Annotated in this window: 19 protein-coding genes; 12 read left to right on the top strand and 7 right to left on the bottom strand. The window is 56.8% G+C overall.

The window, feature by feature from the left end:
* Positions 1–53: 53 nt before the first annotated feature.
* The gene (locus MKI83_RS00775) at positions 54–1,457 is read left to right on the top strand and encodes an MltF family protein (protein WP_241582750.1); all 1,404 of its coding nucleotides are present in this window, start codon (positions 54–56) and stop codon (positions 1,455–1,457) included.
* Between the two features lie 20 nt (positions 1,458–1,477).
* Here MKI83_RS00775 and MKI83_RS00770 read toward each other — a convergent pair whose 3' ends face one another.
* Both MKI83_RS00770 and ppnP read right to left on the bottom strand, forming a co-directional pair.
* Complete coding sequence (locus tag MKI83_RS00770) at positions 1,478–2,869, bottom strand: phosphate ABC transporter substrate-binding/OmpA family protein (RefSeq protein ID WP_241582748.1); 1,392 nt, start codon at positions 2,867–2,869, stop codon at positions 1,478–1,480.
* A gap of 154 nt (positions 2,870–3,023) precedes the next feature.
* On the bottom strand, positions 3,024–3,305 hold the full coding sequence (gene ppnP, locus MKI83_RS00765) for a pyrimidine/purine nucleoside phosphorylase (protein WP_241582746.1): 282 nt from the start codon (positions 3,303–3,305) through the stop codon (positions 3,024–3,026).
* Positions 3,306–3,329: 24 nt separating this feature from the next.
* Here ppnP and MKI83_RS00760 point away from each other — a divergent pair, with 24 nt between their 5' ends.
* Positions 3,330–4,331, top strand: a complete 1,002-nt coding sequence (locus tag MKI83_RS00760; protein WP_306423215.1) for an NAD(P)-dependent oxidoreductase — start codon at positions 3,330–3,332, stop codon at positions 4,329–4,331.
* Between the two features lie 77 nt (positions 4,332–4,408).
* Here the strand turns inward: MKI83_RS00760 and MKI83_RS00755 are convergent, their stop codons facing one another.
* On the bottom strand, positions 4,409–4,747 hold the full coding sequence (locus tag MKI83_RS00755) for a DMT family protein (protein ID WP_241582742.1): 339 nt from the start codon (positions 4,745–4,747) through the stop codon (positions 4,409–4,411).
* A gap of 102 nt (positions 4,748–4,849) precedes the next feature.
* Here MKI83_RS00755 and MKI83_RS00750 point away from each other — a divergent pair, with 102 nt between their 5' ends.
* Genes MKI83_RS00750 through MKI83_RS00735 form a run of 4 tightly spaced genes read left to right on the top strand, consistent with a single transcriptional unit; the run spans position 4,850 to position 8,395 of the window.
* Complete coding sequence (locus MKI83_RS00750; RefSeq protein WP_241582740.1) at positions 4,850–7,096, top strand: alpha-glucosidase; 2,247 nt, start codon at positions 4,850–4,852, stop codon at positions 7,094–7,096.
* A 16-nt stretch (positions 7,097–7,112) separates the two neighbouring features.
* Entirely contained in the window at positions 7,113–7,367 is a 255-nt protein-coding gene (locus MKI83_RS00745) for a YkgJ family cysteine cluster protein (RefSeq protein ID WP_241582739.1), read from the top strand.
* On the top strand, positions 7,367–7,741 hold the full coding sequence (locus tag MKI83_RS00740; RefSeq protein ID WP_241582738.1) for a DUF4345 family protein: 375 nt from the start codon (positions 7,367–7,369) through the stop codon (positions 7,739–7,741). The genes MKI83_RS00745 and MKI83_RS00740 overlap by 1 nt, the downstream gene beginning before the upstream one ends.
* A gap of 39 nt (positions 7,742–7,780) precedes the next feature.
* On the top strand, positions 7,781–8,395 hold the full coding sequence (locus tag MKI83_RS00735) for an START domain-containing protein (RefSeq protein ID WP_241582737.1): 615 nt from the start codon (positions 7,781–7,783) through the stop codon (positions 8,393–8,395).
* A 59-nt stretch (positions 8,396–8,454) separates the two neighbouring features.
* Here MKI83_RS00735 and MKI83_RS00730 read toward each other — a convergent pair whose 3' ends face one another.
* A complete protein-coding gene (locus MKI83_RS00730; protein WP_241582736.1) occupies positions 8,455–9,534 on the bottom strand; it encodes a 3-deoxy-7-phosphoheptulonate synthase in 1,080 nt (359 codons plus the stop codon).
* 124 nt (positions 9,535–9,658) lie between these two features.
* A complete protein-coding gene (locus MKI83_RS00725) occupies positions 9,659–10,084 on the bottom strand; it encodes a PilZ domain-containing protein (RefSeq protein WP_241582735.1) in 426 nt (141 codons plus the stop codon).
* A 159-nt stretch (positions 10,085–10,243) separates the two neighbouring features.
* Between MKI83_RS00725 and MKI83_RS00720 the strand changes: the two genes are divergently transcribed.
* From MKI83_RS00720 to cysB, 4 genes are all read left to right on the top strand, one after another.
* The gene (locus MKI83_RS00720; protein ID WP_241582734.1) at positions 10,244–11,197 is read left to right on the top strand and encodes a putative 2-dehydropantoate 2-reductase; all 954 of its coding nucleotides are present in this window, start codon (positions 10,244–10,246) and stop codon (positions 11,195–11,197) included.
* A 2-nt stretch (positions 11,198–11,199) separates the two neighbouring features.
* Positions 11,200–12,099: a 5'-nucleotidase gene (locus MKI83_RS00715; protein ID WP_241582733.1), complete on the top strand. Its 900-nt coding sequence runs from the start codon at positions 11,200–11,202 to the stop codon at positions 12,097–12,099.
* Positions 12,100–12,160: 61 nt separating this feature from the next.
* A complete protein-coding gene (locus MKI83_RS00710) occupies positions 12,161–12,652 on the top strand; it encodes a universal stress protein (protein ID WP_241582732.1) in 492 nt (163 codons plus the stop codon).
* A 103-nt stretch (positions 12,653–12,755) separates the two neighbouring features.
* Entirely contained in the window at positions 12,756–13,730 is a 975-nt protein-coding gene (gene cysB, locus MKI83_RS00705; RefSeq protein WP_241582731.1) for an HTH-type transcriptional regulator CysB, read from the top strand.
* Here cysB and MKI83_RS00700 read toward each other — a convergent pair.
* Positions 13,724–14,503, bottom strand: coding sequence for a substrate-binding periplasmic protein (locus tag MKI83_RS00700; protein WP_370867329.1), 780 nt, complete (start codon positions 14,501–14,503; stop codon positions 13,724–13,726). The two genes, cysB and MKI83_RS00700, sit on opposite strands and share 7 nt — an antisense overlap.
* 256 nt (positions 14,504–14,759) lie before the next feature.
* On the opposite strand from MKI83_RS00700, the gene MKI83_RS00695 reads away from it, so the two are divergent.
* On the top strand, positions 14,760–15,581 hold the full coding sequence (locus MKI83_RS00695) for a nitrate- and nitrite sensing domain-containing protein (RefSeq protein WP_241582729.1): 822 nt from the start codon (positions 14,760–14,762) through the stop codon (positions 15,579–15,581).
* 73 nt (positions 15,582–15,654) lie between these two features.
* Here the strand turns inward: MKI83_RS00695 and MKI83_RS00690 are convergent, their stop codons facing one another.
* Positions 15,655–16,233 carry a Maf family protein gene (locus MKI83_RS00690; RefSeq protein WP_241582728.1) on the bottom strand — a complete coding sequence of 193 codons (579 nt, stop codon included), beginning with the start codon at positions 16,231–16,233 and terminating at the stop codon, positions 15,655–15,657.
* Positions 16,234–16,343: 110 nt separating this feature from the next.
* On the opposite strand from MKI83_RS00690, the gene MKI83_RS00685 reads away from it, so the two are divergent.
* Complete coding sequence (locus MKI83_RS00685) at positions 16,344–16,874, top strand: YceD family protein (protein WP_241582727.1); 531 nt, start codon at positions 16,344–16,346, stop codon at positions 16,872–16,874.
* Position 16,875 lies beyond the last annotated feature (1 nt).

Below are 16,875 nucleotides of genomic sequence, written 5' to 3'. Positions count from 1 at the left end.
TTGTTTGCGGCACCTGAGTCAGAGCGGGTTAGCTTTCTTCATGGATGTTGATAATGCGGTATTTGGGCTGCGCGTTATTGCTGTTGTGCGTTGGGTTATTGCCGCTCGGGCAGGCCTCGGCACGCGTGGTCGAGCCGTTTGACCCGTGGCAGCGTAATGCCAAATGGCGTTTCCGTGATCTGACGGAAATCCGCAAAAGCGGCGAGTTGCGCGTGCTGATCAATCAAAGCCGCAATAGCTCCGGCAAGGTGCGCGGGCAAACCATTGGCGTGGAAAGCCTGCGTGTTGAAGCGTTCGTGGATTTTCTTAATACCGGGCAACCGGCCGCCAAGCAAGTGCGCCTTCGACTGATTCCACTGCCCAAAGATGAGTTGGTAAAGGCGCTACAGCAGCATCGTGGTGACTTTATCGCCCCGGGCGAGCTGCTTGATTTAAAACGCTTACCCGATGAGTTGCGCCCCAGTCGGCCGTACAAGATTCAAGTGCCCTTGGTGTTGGTGAGCCATTACACGACACGTCGTCATCAGCGCTTAGAGCAGTTGGCCGGCAAGGTGGTGGTGTTGCCGCGCGGCAGTATTGCGCCGGCGGCGGTGTCGAGCTTGAACAAACACCTTGCCGAGCTGCAGTTAGAGCCGGTGTCGGTGGACTGGGGTGATCCCTCGCTGGCGGTTGAGGATGTGTTGGAGTTGGTGCATGCCGGCGTTTTGGCCCACACCTGGGTCGAGCTGCCGATTGCGGAGCGTTGGGCGGGCGTTTTAAAGAAGCTGCGTATTGATCCGCAGCTGGCCTTGCCCGGCAGCTACAACATGGTTTGGGTGGCCCCCGAGGTGGCGACGGGTTTGCAAAGCCAGATCGACCGGTTTTTACGTCAATATCAAGCCGCACCGGCACAAGATCAGGCGTTTCGGCAGGTCTACCAGCGTTTGTATCGAGTGCATTATCCGCTGGGACGGCAAGACCGTGGACGGATTGCCAAGATCAAACCGGCGTTACAAAAGGCGGCCAAAGAAACCGGCGTCGATTGGTTGGCGCTCGTGGCGGTGGCCTATAAAGAGTCGAGCTTAAATCCAGCGGCGCGAGGCCAAGGCGGGGCTACGGGTTTGATGCAGGTCACGCCGGTGGCGGCCAAAGCGGTCGGCGTTAGCCAGTACGCCAGCCTTGAGGGCAACGCTTTAGCCGGCGCACGTTATTTGGCGCGCTTAAAGCGTGAGTTTTTTGCCAGCTCGCGGATTCCCGAGCATGAGCGTTTGGCGTTCATGCTGGCGGCTTACAACATGGGCCCGCATCGTTTGCAGGGTTTGCGCGCGCAGGCGCGGCAGCGTGGCTTAAACCCGGATCGCTGGTTTTTTCATGTCGAGCGTATAGCGATGGAACAACTGGGGATGGGCAGCGTCAGTTATGTCAGCAGCGTTAATAAGTACTACTTAACCTTTGATCGTGAGCGTGACAGCTTGTAAGGCTGTCACGCTCAGTTGTCTTAGTAGACCCACACCTCGACACGACGGTTCTTGTTGCGGCCTTCGTCGCCATCATTAGCCGCTACCGGCAGCGCAGCGCCTAAGCCTAGGTAGTCGCGGAACATCACGCCCTGCTTAATCAGCTCACGGCGTACGGCCATGGTACGCAGCTTCGACAGCAGCTCGGCACGGCCTGGGCGGTCAAGTTTTTTCGGATCGCCAAAACCAACCAATACGACATCGCGCTCCAGCTTGTCGGCTTGATACAGATAGTCAAACACGCGCTGAATATCGCGCATGGCCTTGTTGTCGAGTTTGGAGCTGCCTTCGGCAAAGCGGAAGTTAACCGACAAGCGCTGTGCTTGCTGGCTGAGCTCTTGATACGCCGCCGGCATGCGTTTGTTGGTGGCAACGTGCATGGATTGAATGTGTTGGCCAATGAAGCCGTACTGCGTTACCACCGCTTGGCCAGACTGGCTGTTGGCCAATGTCATCAGCGCATGCACCCAAGGGTTGGTGTTACTGGGGCTGTGGTACAAAAACAGGCGGCGCGACAGCGGGTAATCCTCGGTGGCGAGCAGCGTGGGCAGCGGTTGCATCGCTTGTGATTCACCGTCGGCTACGGCCAAGGCTTTGGCTTGGCGGATGTAGGGCAGGCCGATAAAGCCGATAGCATGACGGTCGCGGCTGACGTCGTCGGAGAGCTGGTCACTCGACTCATAGCGCTTGGCTTCTGGCGATAAGGCTTTGCCATTGGCTTTCAGTACTAGCTCGTTAAAGGTGTCAAAGGTGCCGGATTGTTCATCGCGGGCATATACCTTGACCGGGCCGGCGGAGCCGCCTACCTCAGACCAATCGCTGATTTCGCCGGCAAACAGGCGTGCCAGAGTGGCGGTGTCAGTCTGCTGCAGCGGGTTGCTGGGGTGCACGATGATGGCGAGGCCATCGATGGCGATGATGTGCTCGGCCGCTTGGCTTTTTAAGTCGCCTAAATTCAACAGTGCTTGCGCTTCGCTGTCTTTGATCGGACGCGAGGCGGCGGCAATGTCGGTCGTGCCTTCGCTTAAGCCAACAAACCCTGTGCTGGAGCCGTGTGCTGCGAGTTCGGCGAAGATGCTTTGGCCGACGGCGTTGCGGCCTTCGATGCGTTGCTCGTTGGCGACGCTGCCGGGACGGCGAGTGACCTGATTAAAGCCTTGTTGCTTAAACAGGGCCTCGACTAAAGCCGGTGATAGTTCGGAGCCAATGGTGTTAGAGCCTTGGATGCGCAGCACCGGCTGGTTGGGATCGATAATCGGTAGACTGTTGCTCGCAAAACTGCTGACAGGCCATAGATAAAGGGCGGTGGCCAGCAAGAAAAACAGCAGGGCGCAAACAGCGTTGCTAAAGCTCGGAAGGTCGTCGCGTGTCATGTCCATATCCTTGGGCTTGGGATGCGTGCGCGACAATAAGTCGATTGTGTTGCATTTGCGTGACGCTGACGAAAAAGCCGCTCAATAGAGCGGCTGCTTCGCTAACAGGCCGCATAGGAGCGGCCTTAAATCCTGCAGTTGGGCTCGGCGCCGATCAGCAGTATTCGCACAGGTAGGCGGTGTCGACAGCCACTTGCAGTTGGAATTTGCTGTCGCCTGGCACATTAAATTGTGTGCCGGCGGCGAAGGTTTCCCAGCTGTCGCTGCCGGGTAGCTTGACGGTCAAAGCGCCGGCAATCACGTGCATGATTTCAGCTTTGCCGGTGCCGAATTCGTATTCGCCCGGCGCCATCACGCCAACCGTGGCTGGCGTTTGGTTCAGCTCAAAGCCCAGCGACTTAACTTTACCGGCGAAATATTCGTTAACTGTAATCATGTGGGTAACCCTAAGCGTGAAAAAATGGCCGCCAGTATGCCCAAGCTCGCTGTGGGCGTCACTAGGCCGTATGTGAGTCAGGTGCTAGGCTCGCAGCATGATTTTTCCGCATGCGCGCATGCTGTGATTACCTTAAAAAGGATAAGGAGCATCGTTATGACTACCGTTGCATTTATTGGTTTGGGCGTGATGGGTTACCCCATGGCCGGTCACTTACAAAAAGCCGGCTTGTCAGTGTGCGTGTACAACCGTACGGCCAGTAAAGCCGCAGCGTGGGTGGCAGAGTACGGTGGCCGGCAGGCGGCGACGCCCCGCGAGGCCGCGCAAGGCGCCGATGTGGTGTGCGTGTGTGTGGGCAATGATGCGGATTTGCGCAGCGTTGTGTTGGGTGAGCAGGGCGCCTTGGCCGGTATGGCTGCCGGTAGCGTGCTGATTGATCACACCACCGCGTCGGCAGATGTGGCGCGTGAGTTAGCCGTGGCGGCGGCTGAGCGCGAGGTGGGCTTTTTGGATGCGCCGGTATCGGGCGGCCAAGCGGGGGCGCAAAACGGTGCGCTGACCGTGATGGTTGGCGGCGAGCCTGCGTTTTATCAGCGCGCTGAGCCTGTGATCGCCCATTACGCGCGCATGTGCAAGCTGATGGGGCCGGTAGGCAGCGGACAACTGACCAAGATGGTTAATCAGATTTGCATTGGCGGTTTGGTGCAGGCGTTGTCGGAGGGTTTGCACTTTGCACAAAAAGCCGGCCTCGACGCTGAGCTGGCGATGAGCGTGATCGGTAAAGGCGCAGCGCAGTCCTGGCAGCTGGATAATCGCCACAAAACCATGTTGGAAGGCCACTTTGAACACGGCTTTGCCGTGGACTGGATGCGCAAAGACTTCGATATCGTTTTGGCAGAGGCGCGCCGCAATGGCGCACAGCTGCCGGTGACCGCGCTGGTTGATCAGTTTTATGCCGATGTACAAGCCATGGGGGGCGGTCGTTGGGATACTTCCAGTTTGCTGGCACGCCTAAATAAGGCTTAATCCGCAATCCAAGCACAAAGGGTGACGTCATTGGCGACGGCCAAGGGCGTCACTTGTTGAGCAAATCCTAAACAAACTTAGCTGCGAAAAATAAAATACACCGCTGCCACTAAACACAGGCCGGCCCAAAGGTAGTCCAGTTTTAGCGGTTGTTGTAAAAACCACACGCTGAAAGGCACAAATACTGCCAATGTGATCACTTCCTGCATAATTTTCAGCTGACTGACATTGAGCTCGCTAAAGCCAATGCGGTTGGCGGGTACCATGATCAGGTATTCAAAAAACGCGATACTCCAGCTGACGATAATGGCGATCCATAGTGGTTTGCTGTGAAAGCGCAGGTGGCCGTACCAAGCAAAGGTCATGAATACGTTAGACAGGGTGAGCAGCAGGGCGGTTTGTAACCAGACAGGCATAGACGGCGCTCCACAATGAACGGCCGCATTCTAAGCCAAGGCTTGGCCAAGCGCTGCTGTTGGCCAGCGATAAAACAATAACGATCGACAGAAGAGAATGACATGGGACGCGTGATGAAGGCGGTAGTTGCTGTCACTGCAGTAGCAGCGGCGGCATGGGTTGGACACGACAGCTGGCAGTCTTGGCTAAAACGGCCGGTATGGAGTGAGTTGGTCGTGCCCCCCGCGCTGGCCTCGGCGCGCGAATTTACCCTGGGTGATTATCGTCTGGATTGGCGCGGCGCGGGTTTTGTGGTGACCAGTCAAGCTGATCCCAAAAAAGCTTTGTGGGCGGTGCAGGGCGGTTTTTTAGCCGCCGGCAAGGGGCATGCGCAGGTGGAGGAACATCGCGGTGCGCTGTTTGTCGATGAGCGCCGCCAAGTGCTATGCCAAAAGCAATCGTTGGAGTCGTTTACCCAGCAAGGTGAGCGACTCACCCTGCGCGGGCATTTGGAGTGTGATGATGGCAGCGTTAGCGGCTACGCGCTGATTGTGCAGGCCGATGGTCAGCGCGGTTTGCGCCTTGCTGTGGCGGTGGATGATGAGCGCCTCAATCGCCTCTACCTCAGCTGGCAAAGTGAGCCCGATGAAGCCTTCTATGGTTTTGGTGAACAGTTTACCGAGTTCAATCTCAAGCGCTGGCGCTTGCCGATTCTGGTGCAAGAGCAAGGCATTGGCCGCGGTCTAGAGCCGATCACGACTGGGGCCAACCTCAATGCCCGTGCCGGCGGTGACTGGTGGACCAGTTACGCGCCGGTGCCGCATTACTTATCCAGCTACATGCGCAGCTTTTTTAGCGAATCATCGGCGTACCAAGTGTTTGATTTGCGCGCCGATGACAAGGTGCAGTTAGAGGTGCACGCCAGCACGTTGGCGGCGCGTATCTATCAAGGGGCTGATCCGGCGGCGTTAATCGAAGCGCACACCTCCGTGGTGGGGCGTATGCCGCCACTGCCCGACTGGACCCAGCGCGGGGCTATTTTGGGTATGCAAGGCGGCACAGCCCAAGTTCGCAAAGTGCTGGCCGAGTTAAAACAGGTCGACGTGCCGTTGGCTGGGCTTTGGGTGCAAGACTGGGTGGGGCAGCGCACGACCACCTTTGGCAAGCAACTGTGGTGGAGCTGGACGCTTGATCAGCAGCACTACAACGATTGGCCAACCCTGCAAGCTGAGTTGGCAGCGGACAATATCCGCACACTGGCTTACGTTAACCCGTTCTTGGTGGATGTCAGCGAGAAGGGCGCCGATGGCCGCAATCTGTATCAAGAAGCGTTGAAAGCCGATTACTTGGTGAAAGATCACAGCGGCCAGCCGTTGGCGTTGCTCAACACCAGCTTCTCAGCCGGCCTGGTGGACTTAACCAACCCGGCAGCGCGCACTTGGCTTAAGGCGGTGCTGCAAGATGAAATGCTGGCGCAGGGCTTTTCTGGCTGGATGGCCGACTTTGGTGAGGCATTGCCGTTTGAGTCGGTATTGCACTCCGGCGAGTCGGCAGAGTTGGTGCATAACCGCTTCCCTGAGCTGTGGGCCGAGTTAAACCGCGAGGTAGTCGAAGAGCATCCGCGCCGTGACGAGCTGTTTTTCTATACCCGAGCCGCCTATAGCCGCAGCCCGGGTCTGACCACCGCCATGTGGCTGGGCGATCAGTTGGTGACGTGGGACCGCCACGACGGTCTGCACAGTGCGTTGCTGGGCTTATTGTCGGGCGGTTTATCCGGTTTCAGTCTCAATCACAGCGATATCGGCGGCTACACCACCATCAGTCATCCGATCAGTGACTATCACCGCGACGAAGAACTGCTGCTGCGCTGGATGGAGTTTTCTGCCTTCACCGCCTTGTTTCGCACTCACGAGGGCAATCGCCCGGATGACAATGCCCAGCCTTGGGGCACGCCGGAGAGTCAACAACAGTTTGCCCGCATGGCGCAGGTGTACGCCGCACTGGCCGATTATCGGCGCACCTTAATGGCCGAGGCGGCGCGCCGTGGCCTGCCGCTGGTGCGTCCGTTGTGGCTGCATTACCCCAGCGACCCTGCCAGTCATGTGCCCGTGCCAGAAAGCTTCATGCTCGGTAGTGATCTGTTGATTGCACCGGTATTGGCGCCCAGTGTCGAAGGGCTTGATGTGGCTTTGCCGGCTGGGCAGTGGGTACACCTCTGGTCGGGTGAACGTCATCAGGTGAATGCCGGTGATAAAGTGCGCACCGCGGTACCGATGGGTGAGCCTGCGGTGTTCTACCGCGCCGACTCGGAAGCAGGTCGTGCCCTGCGTGAGCAGCTGATTGCCCAAGGCTTGATCAGTCAAAAATGAGGTGTAGGGTTTTGCCATGCAGTGCCGTCTAGGGTGCGGTGCGTGTTGTATCGCACCGTCAATCACATCGCCGATTCCCGGTATGCCTGAGGGCAAGCCGGCGGGTGTGCGCTGCGTGCAGTTGGATGAGCGCAATCTGTGTCGCTTGTTTGGTTCGCCAGAGCGCCCAGCCGTGTGCGCGGGTTTTACCGCCGAGCACTGGGTCTGTGGCGATAGCAATGCGCAAGCCCTGGCGACGTTGACCTTGCTTGAGGGCGCTACGTGCGCGTAGTGCAAGTTTATTTATTGCTCGCCTCGGCGGTGTGTCTGGGCTTGGCCATTATGGGGTTGCTGTTTCCACAGGCTAACGCGCAACTCTTGTTACACGTCACTCTGCCGGATACGGCGCTAGGCGAGTGGCGTGCCCGCAGCGGTGGTGTGCTGTTGGTGCCGGCTTGTTTTTGTTGTTATGCCGCGTTAACCGCGCGCGGACAGGTGAGTGCCGTGCTGATGTTGGTGTTGGTTAGTGGGGGCCTCCTGTGCGCACGGTTGCTGAGTTTATTGCTCGATGGCTGGCCCAGTGCTTGGGGCGCCGGCTTAACCATACTCGAGGCAGGCATCCTATTGCTGGGGCTGCGGTTACTCTTGCGCTGGCCGTTGCACTGAGGCCGGCTAAGATCAAAGAAAACAATAAGGAATGGGAACATGGCAAAGGTTACTCGGCAGGCAATAGCAGTCTTGCTGGCTGGTTGCATCACAGTAAGCGCGCAGGCTGCGGAGCTTAATTGGCAGCTGGCGAAAGATGAGTCGGGCGTTAAGGTGTACTTGGCCAAGGTAGAAGGCTCCAAGTACAAGGCCTACAAGGGCGTGGCGCTGATGAATACCGACCTTGCGCGTCTGCGTGCCCTGCAAGAGGACGTCACGGGCTCGTGCGCGTGGATGCACGAATGCCGTGAGCAAAAGCGGGTTGAGCAAAACGGTGAGAGCGGCGTGGTGTATTCGCGCTTTAACACGCCGTGGCCTGTGACCCCGCGTGATACCTACACCCAAATTGTGACTGAGCAAGGCGCTGATGGCAGCTTGTTACGGCGTTTGACCGGTAAGCCTGACTTCAAGCCTGCTGAATCTGGCTTTGTCAGAGTGAGTAAGCTGGAAGGTTTTTGGCAGTTCACCCCCAAAGGTAACGGCCAAGTTGAGGTGGTTTATCAGGTACACACCGAGCCAGGTGGCAGTGTGCCGTCGTGGTTGGCCAACAGCTTTGTGTTGGATGCGCCGTTCAATACCTTGCTTGAGCTGAAAAAGTTAGCTGAACAGAAGTGATGTTTTAGCCGACATTAAAAAACCGGGCGCCGCCCGGTTTTTTAATGTCGCAAGAGTGCTTACTCGCCGCGCTGGCGCTTGGGTAGCACGTCTTTGAGCTTGGCCGCCATGCCGCGCAGGGTTTTCTCGGTGGTGGCCCAGTCGATACAGGCGTCCGTCACCGATACGCCGTATTGCAGTTGGCTGTGATCTTTGGGGATCGACTGATTGCCCCAGTTCAAGTGGCTTTCCACCATCAGGCCGACGATGGACTGGTTGCCTTCCAAAATTTGGTTGGCCACGTTTTCCATTACCAGCGGCTGCAGGGATGGGTCTTTGTTGGAGTTGGCGTGGCTGCAGTCGATCATGATGTTGGGCATGATCTTGGCCTTGTTCAGCTCTTGCTCGCACAACGCCACGCTAACCGAGTCATAGTTCGGCTTGCCGTTACCGCCGCGCAGTACCACGTGGCCGTAGCGATTGCCTTTGGTGGTGACGATCGATACCTGACCTTCTTGGTTGATCCCCAAGAAGCGGTGAGGGCTTAAGGTGGATTGCAGCGCATTGATCGCTACGGTCAGGCTGCCGTCGGTGCCGTTTTTAAAGCCAACCGCTGAAGACAGACCAGAAGCCATTTCGCGGTGAGTTTGCGACTCGGTGGTGCGTGCACCAATGGCCGACCAGCTGATCAAGTCTTGCAGGTACTGCGGGGAAATCGGGTCCAACGCTTCGGTCGCGGTGGGCAGGCCCATCTCTGCCAGCTCTAGCAGCAATTGGCGACCGATGTGCAAACCGTCTTGGATTTTGAACGAGTCATCCATGTACGGGTCGTTGATCAGGCCTTTCCAGCCGACGGTGGTGCGCGGCTTTTCAAAGTACACGCGCATGACCAAGTACAAGGTGTCTTTTAGCTCGGCAGCCAGTGCTTGCAGGCGGCTGGCGTATTCTTTGGCAGCTTTGACGTCGTGAATTGAGCACGGACCGACCACCACAAACAGACGGTGATCTTTGCCATCGAGAATGTCGCGCACGACTTGGCGGCCTTCGCCGATGGTTTTGCGCGCGCTCTCAGACAAAGGCAGCTCGTGCTTGAGCTGGTCTGGGGTGATTAGGGCTTCGTTGGAGGATACGTTTAAATCGTCGAGCAGTAATTCAGCCATCATGCAACTCATCAGGTCGACCATCTGTGGGCGTCTGAGCCTGACTCAATCGCGCTGTGGTCTGGTGTCTGGGGAGCAAGAACCTTACCCCGAACCTACCTGCGGCGACAATGGCTGCGGCCAGTCAATGCATGGTTTGCGCGCTCATTTGCGGGAAATCGGCGGCGTTTTCCTGAATCCAGCGCTGTGCGGCTTCTTCACCGCTGATGCGCCGCCCCAGTACTTTCTCGAGCGTCCGGCGGTAGGCTTCGATGGCGCATACTTGTTCGATCATGCGGATATGGAAAAAACTGTCCTGATCTTTAAAGCTGATGCCGATTAAGTAGCCGTCGGCGTCCGCTTTGCACCAAGCCACTACGCCGTGGTGCAAGGTATCGCCTTGCGGCAGGGGAATGTGCATATCAATGGTGCTGCCCACCGGGGCTGGCTGCTCACAATGGCAGGCCACGCCGCCAAGGCTGATGTCGTGTAAGGGTTGTTGCTGGCTCGGCTGCTGGGCAATATGCAGCTCAACAGGCATGCAGCTGGGGTGACGAATGTACTGGCGCATGATCCGCTCTCGATCAAGCAGCCTCGGCAACGCATGTTGCCCAAGGCTGATAAAACAACGCGGCAGGTCCGTATGACGCAGCGTAAAACAGCTAATGCTTAGTGTAGTCAACGGCAGCAGCGCGGACTTCTTAACCCGTATTAGACACAGGAGTGACGAATGGATTGGGCAAATGCGCGCATCGGCGTGATTGGCACTGGCGCGATTGGCGCCTATTACGGCGTATTGCTGGCGCGCGCTGGCGCGGATGTGCACTTTCTGTTGCGCAGTGATTTTGCTGCCGCGCAGCGTCAAGGTTTGTTGATTGAGCACGCTCAGCAAGGTGAGCTGCACTTACAGCCGGCGCAGGTGTATCAGCGCGCCAGCGATATGCCGCGCTGTGATGTATTGCTGGTGTGCTGTAAGACCACCGCCAATCAACAGATGTTGCCACTGATTGAACAAGTGGCAGCCCCGGGCGCAGCGGTTGTGCTGATGCAAAACGGCTATGCGGTGGAAGATCAGTTGCGTGCAGGTCTTTCGGCGGATCTGCATCTGCTGGCAGGGCTGTGCTTTATCTGTGTGCACCGCAAAGCGGCGGCCGTGATTTGCCATCAAGCCTATGGCGGGGTGAATCTGGCGTATCACTCAGGGCCTGCTGGCGCAAACGCAGCGGCGGGGCAAGGCTTAGCGCAGGCGCTGTCTGCGCGCTTTGTTGCGGCGGGTATCGACTCGCACGTGTTGCCCGATGTCGCCACGGCGCGTTGGCAAAAATTGGTGTGGAATATCCCCTACAACGGCCTGTCAGTGTTGTTGGATGCCAGCACCGGTGAGCTGATGAAAAACGCTGCCAGTCGTAGCCTGATAGCACGCCTGATGCACGAAGTGGTGCAAGCCGCCAACGCCTGTGGCTGTGACTTGCCTGTCGCCTTGGTGGAGAAAATGCTGGCCGCGACGGACCGTATGCCCGATTACTATCCCAGCATGTACCACGATTACGCCCAGCAGCGCGTCCTAGAGCTTGAAGCGATTTACGCGGCACCCTTGGCAGCGGCACAAGCCAGCGGGGTGAGCATGCCTGCGGTGGCCATGCTGTTGGATTGTTTGCGCTTTAAAACCACGACGGAAGCTTAAGCATGCCGGTTAGCCTTGACGATAAGTTGGTGGTGGCGATCTCCTCACGCGCCTTGTTTAATTTGGACGAAAGCCATGCCGTGTTCGAGCAGCAGGGCATTGAGGCTTACCGGCACTTCCAAATCGCCCATGAAGACGAAGTGCTAGAAAAAGGCGAAGCCTACGCCATGGTGGAAAAACTGCTGCGTATCAATCAGCAGTTAGCCGATGACAAGGTCGAAGTGGTGCTGGTGTCCCGCAATAGCGCCGACACGGGTCTGCGCGCGTTTAACTCGATTCAGCACTACGGGTTGAACATTACCCGTGCGGCGTTTTCCGGTGGTCGCACCCCTCACAGCTATTTGGATGCGTTTAACTGCCACCTGTTTTTATCCACCCATGCTGAAGATGTGCAGCAAGCCTTGGCGGCCGGCTTTGCCGCCGCCACAGTCTTGCCAGGTGGCCCTAAGCAGCGCGCCGATGGCCCGCTGCTGTTAGCCTTTGATGGTGATGCGGTGCTGTTTTCAGATGAGTCTGAGCAGGTGTTTCAGCGTGAAGGCTTAGCGGCCTTCCAAAGCAGCGAGCAGCAAGCGGCTCGGCAGGCGTTAGGTGGCGGGCCGTTTAAACCGTTTCTTAAGGTGCTCAACCGGCTGCAGCAAGAGTTCTCACCACAGGAGTGTCCGATTCGTACCGCGTTGGTCACCGCACGATCCGCGCCTGCTCATGAACGTGTTATTCGCACCCTGCGCGAGTGGGATATTCGCTTGGATGAGTCGTTGTTTTTGGGGGGGCTTAGTAAAACCAAATTCCTGCAGGCCTTTGGGGCTGATTTGTTTTTTGATGATCAGCAGGGGCACTGCGCTGATGCCAGTAGTGTGGTTTCAACCGGCCATGTACCGCACGGCATCAGCAATACTCACTGAGTGTCGCGCCTGAGCGCCTGCTACGCTGAATGATAGGGCGGTTCCAGCCGTAGGAGGCCCTATGATTCGTTCGATCTTGTACGCCACTGATTTAGGTCTGTATGCGCCGTATGTGTTGCAGCACGCGTTGCAACTGGCGCAGGCGCACAATGCCAAGCTGCATGTTGTGCACGCCGTTGAGCCTATGGGCTTGTTTGCTGAGTCGGTGTTGCAAACCTATGTTGATGCCAGTGTGCTCGAACAGCTGCGTGAAAACGGCCTTGGCGTGGTCATGAACAGCATTGAGCAGCGTGTGTTAGAAGCCTTTCGGGAGGATGTCACCGAAGGCATCGAAGACTTAAGCCCTTTGCATGGCGTGCGTGTGGTGCAGGGCGACCCGCCGCAAGTGATTTTGGACGAGGCCGAGCAGCTGGGCGTTGACCTTGTGGTCATCGGCAGCCATAGCCACGGCCACTCGCTGCACTCCTCATTAGGCCGAACCGCCGCGCGTTTATTGCAGCTGTCACAGGTGCCGGTGTATTTGGTGCCGATGCTGCAACACCGCTTGGCGTGAAGTCGTGCATGCTGCCAAAATTCGTCTAGCTTTACTGAATATACAAAGCCTTGGTTATAACGCTGTGGGCATAAACAGCGGGCTGGGGTGTGAGGGCTAGGGAATGAAATTGCAGCAACTGCGCTATATCTGGGAAGTCGCGCATCATGATTTGAATGTCTCTGCCACGGCGCAGAGCCTGTACACCTCGCAGCCGGGTATCAGCAAGCAAATCCGCTTGCTTGAAGACGAGCTAGGGGTCGAAGTGTTCTCGCGCTCGGGTAAACACTTGACGCGCATTACCCCGGCTGGTGAGCGCATTATTCAGACCGCCGGCGAGATTCTGCGCAAAGTCGAAAGCATCAAGCAGATCGCGCAAGAGTTCAGTAATGAGAAAAAAGGCACGCTTTCTATCGCCACCACCCACACCCAAGCGCGTTATGCCTTGCCTCCGGTGATTCGTGGTTTTATCGATCAATACCCTGATGTGGCCTTGCAGATGAATCAAGGCACGCCGATGCAGATTTCTGAAATGGCGGCCGATGGCTCGGTCGATTTTGCCATTGCGACTGAGGCGCTGGAGTTGTTCAGTGATTTGATCATGATGCCGTGCTATCGCTGGAATCGTTGCGTGATTGTGCCGCAGGGGCATCCCTTGGCGCGCTTGCCCAAACTCTCCCTAGAGGCCTTGGCGGAGCATCCCTTGGTGACTTATGTGTTTGGTTTCACCGGTCGCTCAAAGCTGGACGAGGCGTTCACCCAAAAAGGCCTTTCGCCCAAAGTGGTGTTTACCGCAGCCGATGCCGATGTGATCAAAACGTATGTGCGCTTAGGGCTTGGGGTCGGCATTGTGGCGCGTATGGCGGTGGATGAGCAGATTGATAAAGATTTGGTGGTGCTGGACGCCAGCGGCTTGTTCGAGTCCAGCGTGACCAAGATTGGCTTTCGCAAAGGCACCTTCTTGCGCGGTTACATGTACGACTTTATCCGCCTGTTCGCACCCCACCTAACGCGCGAACAGGTCGATGCCGCCGTGCATTGCCACAGTCGTGCCGAGCTGGATGAACTGTTTGCCAACACTGAACTGCCGGTCTACTGAGACTTAGCCTTGGTTTGTTGTTGATGGTAGCGCTTGGCTTGCTGTTGGTATTTGTCCATAAGCTCGGCGCTGTCTTGCGCGCGGATCGTGGCAATGTTTTGCCAAATGCTTTGAGGAATCTCGGGCTGGCTGTTGTACAGGGCGTGTGAAAACACCACGTACCAGTGGTCGCGTTGAAACACCGGCTCAAGCGTCTTGATCTGTTCTTGTAAACCTTGGCGATAGACTTGATGCAGGCCGATGTTGCGTTCAGCCACGTAGCCGTCTAAGCGTTCGATCGCTACTAGGCGTAAGCCAGCCAACGGCAGCAGCGTATGCGGATAGAGCACCTGCATTTCTTCTAAGCGTTTAGTCACCACGTAACCTGGCGGGCCGCCTAGTCCTGTTTTGATTTGTCCAAATCGCTGGCCATCAAAGCTCAACGCGCTGCGCTTGTAGGTGAATACAGGGTACTCAGCTGTCCAAAGGCGAAATTGCTGATCTGCAGGTGCTGTCGGCTTGCCGGACGGCTTTGGAAAAGCGCCCCAAGTGTCTCGCTCTGGCAGCCAAATGGCCGCCAAAATCATATCCACTTGGCCTTTTTCTAACATGCTGATGCAGCGCTTCCAGGGGTGGCGCACTAGATCAATGCTATGACCGGCTTGTCGTGTGGCCCTGGCGGTCATTTCTACTAGAACGCCGGATTCTTCTGGTGCGCCAGCCGGTGATATGAAGGGCAAATAATCAGCATCTTCAATGCAAAGCGTCAGTGCTGAGGCGGACTGCGCACACATAACGCTCAACAAGAGTGCCGCGATGGCTTTCACTCCGACTTTTCCTGCTGTGATCCTAGGTTCCTTAAGGGTAGTTGCACCTTTTTTACGCGTAAAGCTTGGGGCTTTGTCTTTATGCACTGTGCTAGGGCGTTGTTAGGCCATGGACGTGGGCTAAACCGCTGTTTTGCGCGCTGTGCCAGCTGGCATGAAGTCTGCTCTATAGCTATTGGGCCAGGCCGGAGGGGGCTGATGGTCAACGCGCGAGGAGCGGTCGATGCTACAAGGTGTATGGGCAGTGTTGGTGTTGCTAACAGCAGGTTTGGTGTTGGCTTGGTGGTTACGGATAGCGCGCGGCGGGCGAGGTGAGGCGAGTTTGCGTCAGCTACAAAGCTTGATGCGCATCATCAGTTGGGTGCAGCGGCATCGCGGTTTGAGCATGGGCTACTTAAATGGCAAGCATAACGCCAAGCCGCAGCTTAAGTCGGTCGAACAGCAAGTGGATGATGAGAGCAAGATGCTTAGTCGCTTGTTGCAAGATGGCACCGCTTATGAGGTTAAGCGGGCGTGGCGCGAGGCCGCTGTTAGCCTGCAGGGCTTGGCGGCCTTACGAGAAGAGCGAGAAGCATTACTGAGCATGCAGCAGCATACCGACTTGATTGGGCAGCTGTTTGCTTGTGTCGAGAAAACCGCCGATAGCGCAGGGTTGACCAGTGCGGGCAGTCATTTTCAGCGCACTTTGGCGCTGTATTGCTTGCGAACGTTGCCGCAATTGGTGGAAGACTGCGGTCAGTTGCGCGCTTACAGCGCGATTTGCGCACAAACCGGTGAATGCCGCGATGAAGTGCGCGCAGCCATGGTGCAGTTATTAGAGCAAGTGCAGGGGCCTGCGCAAATTCAATTAAAAGACTTGCCCAGTAGCTTTGATGTGCGCCGTCAAATCGGCGACTTGAGCCGCATGGTGCAGCATGAAATTTTAGATGTTGAGTTGGTAGAGATTGCCGTCGAGGCCATTTTTGATCGCGTGAGCTTGGTGATGCAGAGCGTGCAAGTGGTGATCGAGGATGGTTTGGACTTGCTCTACGCCGAAATCGCTTAAGGCAATTTCTCAACATTGCTCCACAGCAAGGCGCCGATCGGCGCCTTGCTTCTATATATAGGTAGCGCTCGATTCACGGGAGCTGCCAGCCCTTGTTGCGCAGCATTGTGCAAAGCTTAATCAGTGGCAGGCCAATCAGGCTGCTTTGGTCGGTGCCTTGAGTGTGCTCGAACAAACTGATGCCGAGGCCTTCTACCTTAAAGCTGCCGGCACAATCTAAGGGCTGCTCTTTGGCGACGTAGCGCTCAATTTCGTCTGTCTTTAAGGCGCGAAACTGCACGCTAAAAGGCACCACAGCGAGTTGATGGCTGCCATCACTGCTATCAAGTAGGCACAGGCTGGTTAGGAAATCGACCCGTTGCCCGCTGCACTCAGATAATTGCAGGCAGGCGCGTTCTGGGGTGTGAGGCTTGCCTAAGATGCGCTTACCCAATACCGCGACTTGATCAGAGCCAATGATCAAGTGCTGCGGGTGCGAGCTCAGCAAGGCACTGGCCTTGGCATGCGCAAGCCGTTCACACAGACGATGCGGGTCTTCTTCAGCAAGCGCTGTTTCATCAATCTCGGGTGCCGCCCAGGTAAAAGGTATTTGCAAGCGCTGTAGCAGTTCTCGACGGTAGGGTGAGGAGGACGCTAGTAATAACGGCAGCATGAGTTATTCCTTATTTGTGGCGATGCGACATTCTAAGCGGCTGATTTATCAGTACAACACGGCGGATTTTCTTTGACACGCGGCCAGTGCCTCCCTAGAATCGCGCGCTTATGTTGACCGCACCTATTCCTTCTCAGGTTGATCCTCGTAAATTGGCCGATCGTGGCGCAGTGATCGAGGGCAGTCTGCCATTGGCTCCCATGTCCCGTTTAACCAGTGCTCTGGTTGATGGCGCAGGGGATGTTCAGGTGCGTCTGGTGTTTGATCGGGACGAGCAGAACTTTATTGTGCTGCAAGGCCACTTCACCGTGCAGGCAAAAATGCACTGTCAACGTTGTTTGGAGCCAGTGACGCTCCCTGTAGAAGCTGATTGCCACTACGCCGTAGTGTGGTCGGAAGAACAAGGTAAAGCACTGCCCAAAGATTATGATGCGCTGGAGCTGGGTGAAGAACCGCTAGTCTTGGCCGAATTGGTTGAAGACGAGTTGATTCTGGCACTGCCCATTGTGCCTATGCACGACAGCGAAAATTGCCAGCATCCGGCGGGTTTTGCAGCCGCGCCCGAGCCGAGCGAGAACGAGGTTAAGCGGTCCAACCCGTTCGACGTACTGGCGCAGTTGAAACGTGACCCCAACGCTTAGG

The organism is Atopomonas sediminilitoris, from assembly GCF_022601735.1.
In the GTDB taxonomy this organism is placed as follows: domain Bacteria; phylum Pseudomonadota; class Gammaproteobacteria; order Pseudomonadales; family Pseudomonadaceae; genus Atopomonas; species Atopomonas sediminilitoris.
This window is presented reverse-complemented; position numbering and strand designations above follow the sequence as displayed.

Coding starts and splice junctions, on each gene's coding strand:
- MKI83_RS00775 (WP_241582750.1), top strand. CDS start 54: ATGCGGTATTTGGGCTGCGCGTTATTGCTGTTGTGCGTTGGGTTATTG.
- MKI83_RS00770 (WP_241582748.1), bottom strand. CDS start 2,869: ATGACACGCGACGACCTTCCGAGCTTTAGCAACGCTGTTTGCGCCCTG.
- ppnP (WP_241582746.1), bottom strand. CDS start 3,305: ATGATTACAGTTAACGAATATTTCGCCGGTAAAGTTAAGTCGCTGGGC.
- MKI83_RS00760 (WP_306423215.1), top strand. CDS start 3,330: ATGGCCGCCAGTATGCCCAAGCTCGCTGTGGGCGTCACTAGGCCGTAT.
- MKI83_RS00755 (WP_241582742.1), bottom strand. CDS start 4,747: ATGCCTGTCTGGTTACAAACCGCCCTGCTGCTCACCCTGTCTAACGTA.
- MKI83_RS00750 (WP_241582740.1), top strand. CDS start 4,850: ATGGGACGCGTGATGAAGGCGGTAGTTGCTGTCACTGCAGTAGCAGCG.
- MKI83_RS00745 (WP_241582739.1), top strand. CDS start 7,113: ATGCAGTGCCGTCTAGGGTGCGGTGCGTGTTGTATCGCACCGTCAATC.
- MKI83_RS00735 (WP_241582737.1), top strand. CDS start 7,781: ATGGCAAAGGTTACTCGGCAGGCAATAGCAGTCTTGCTGGCTGGTTGC.
- MKI83_RS00730 (WP_241582736.1), bottom strand. CDS start 9,534: ATGGCTGAATTACTGCTCGACGATTTAAACGTATCCTCCAACGAAGCC.
- MKI83_RS00725 (WP_241582735.1), bottom strand. CDS start 10,084: ATGCGCCAGTACATTCGTCACCCCAGCTGCATGCCTGTTGAGCTGCAT.
- MKI83_RS00720 (WP_241582734.1), top strand. CDS start 10,244: ATGGATTGGGCAAATGCGCGCATCGGCGTGATTGGCACTGGCGCGATT.
- MKI83_RS00715 (WP_241582733.1), top strand. CDS start 11,200: ATGCCGGTTAGCCTTGACGATAAGTTGGTGGTGGCGATCTCCTCACGC.
- MKI83_RS00710 (WP_241582732.1), top strand. CDS start 12,161: ATGATTCGTTCGATCTTGTACGCCACTGATTTAGGTCTGTATGCGCCG.
- cysB (WP_241582731.1), top strand. CDS start 12,756: ATGAAATTGCAGCAACTGCGCTATATCTGGGAAGTCGCGCATCATGAT.
- MKI83_RS00700 (WP_370867329.1), bottom strand. CDS start 14,503: ATGTGTGCGCAGTCCGCCTCAGCACTGACGCTTTGCATTGAAGATGCT.
- MKI83_RS00695 (WP_241582729.1), top strand. CDS start 14,760: ATGCTACAAGGTGTATGGGCAGTGTTGGTGTTGCTAACAGCAGGTTTG.
- MKI83_RS00690 (WP_241582728.1), bottom strand. CDS start 16,233: ATGCTGCCGTTATTACTAGCGTCCTCCTCACCCTACCGTCGAGAACTG.
- MKI83_RS00685 (WP_241582727.1), top strand. CDS start 16,344: ATGTTGACCGCACCTATTCCTTCTCAGGTTGATCCTCGTAAATTGGCC.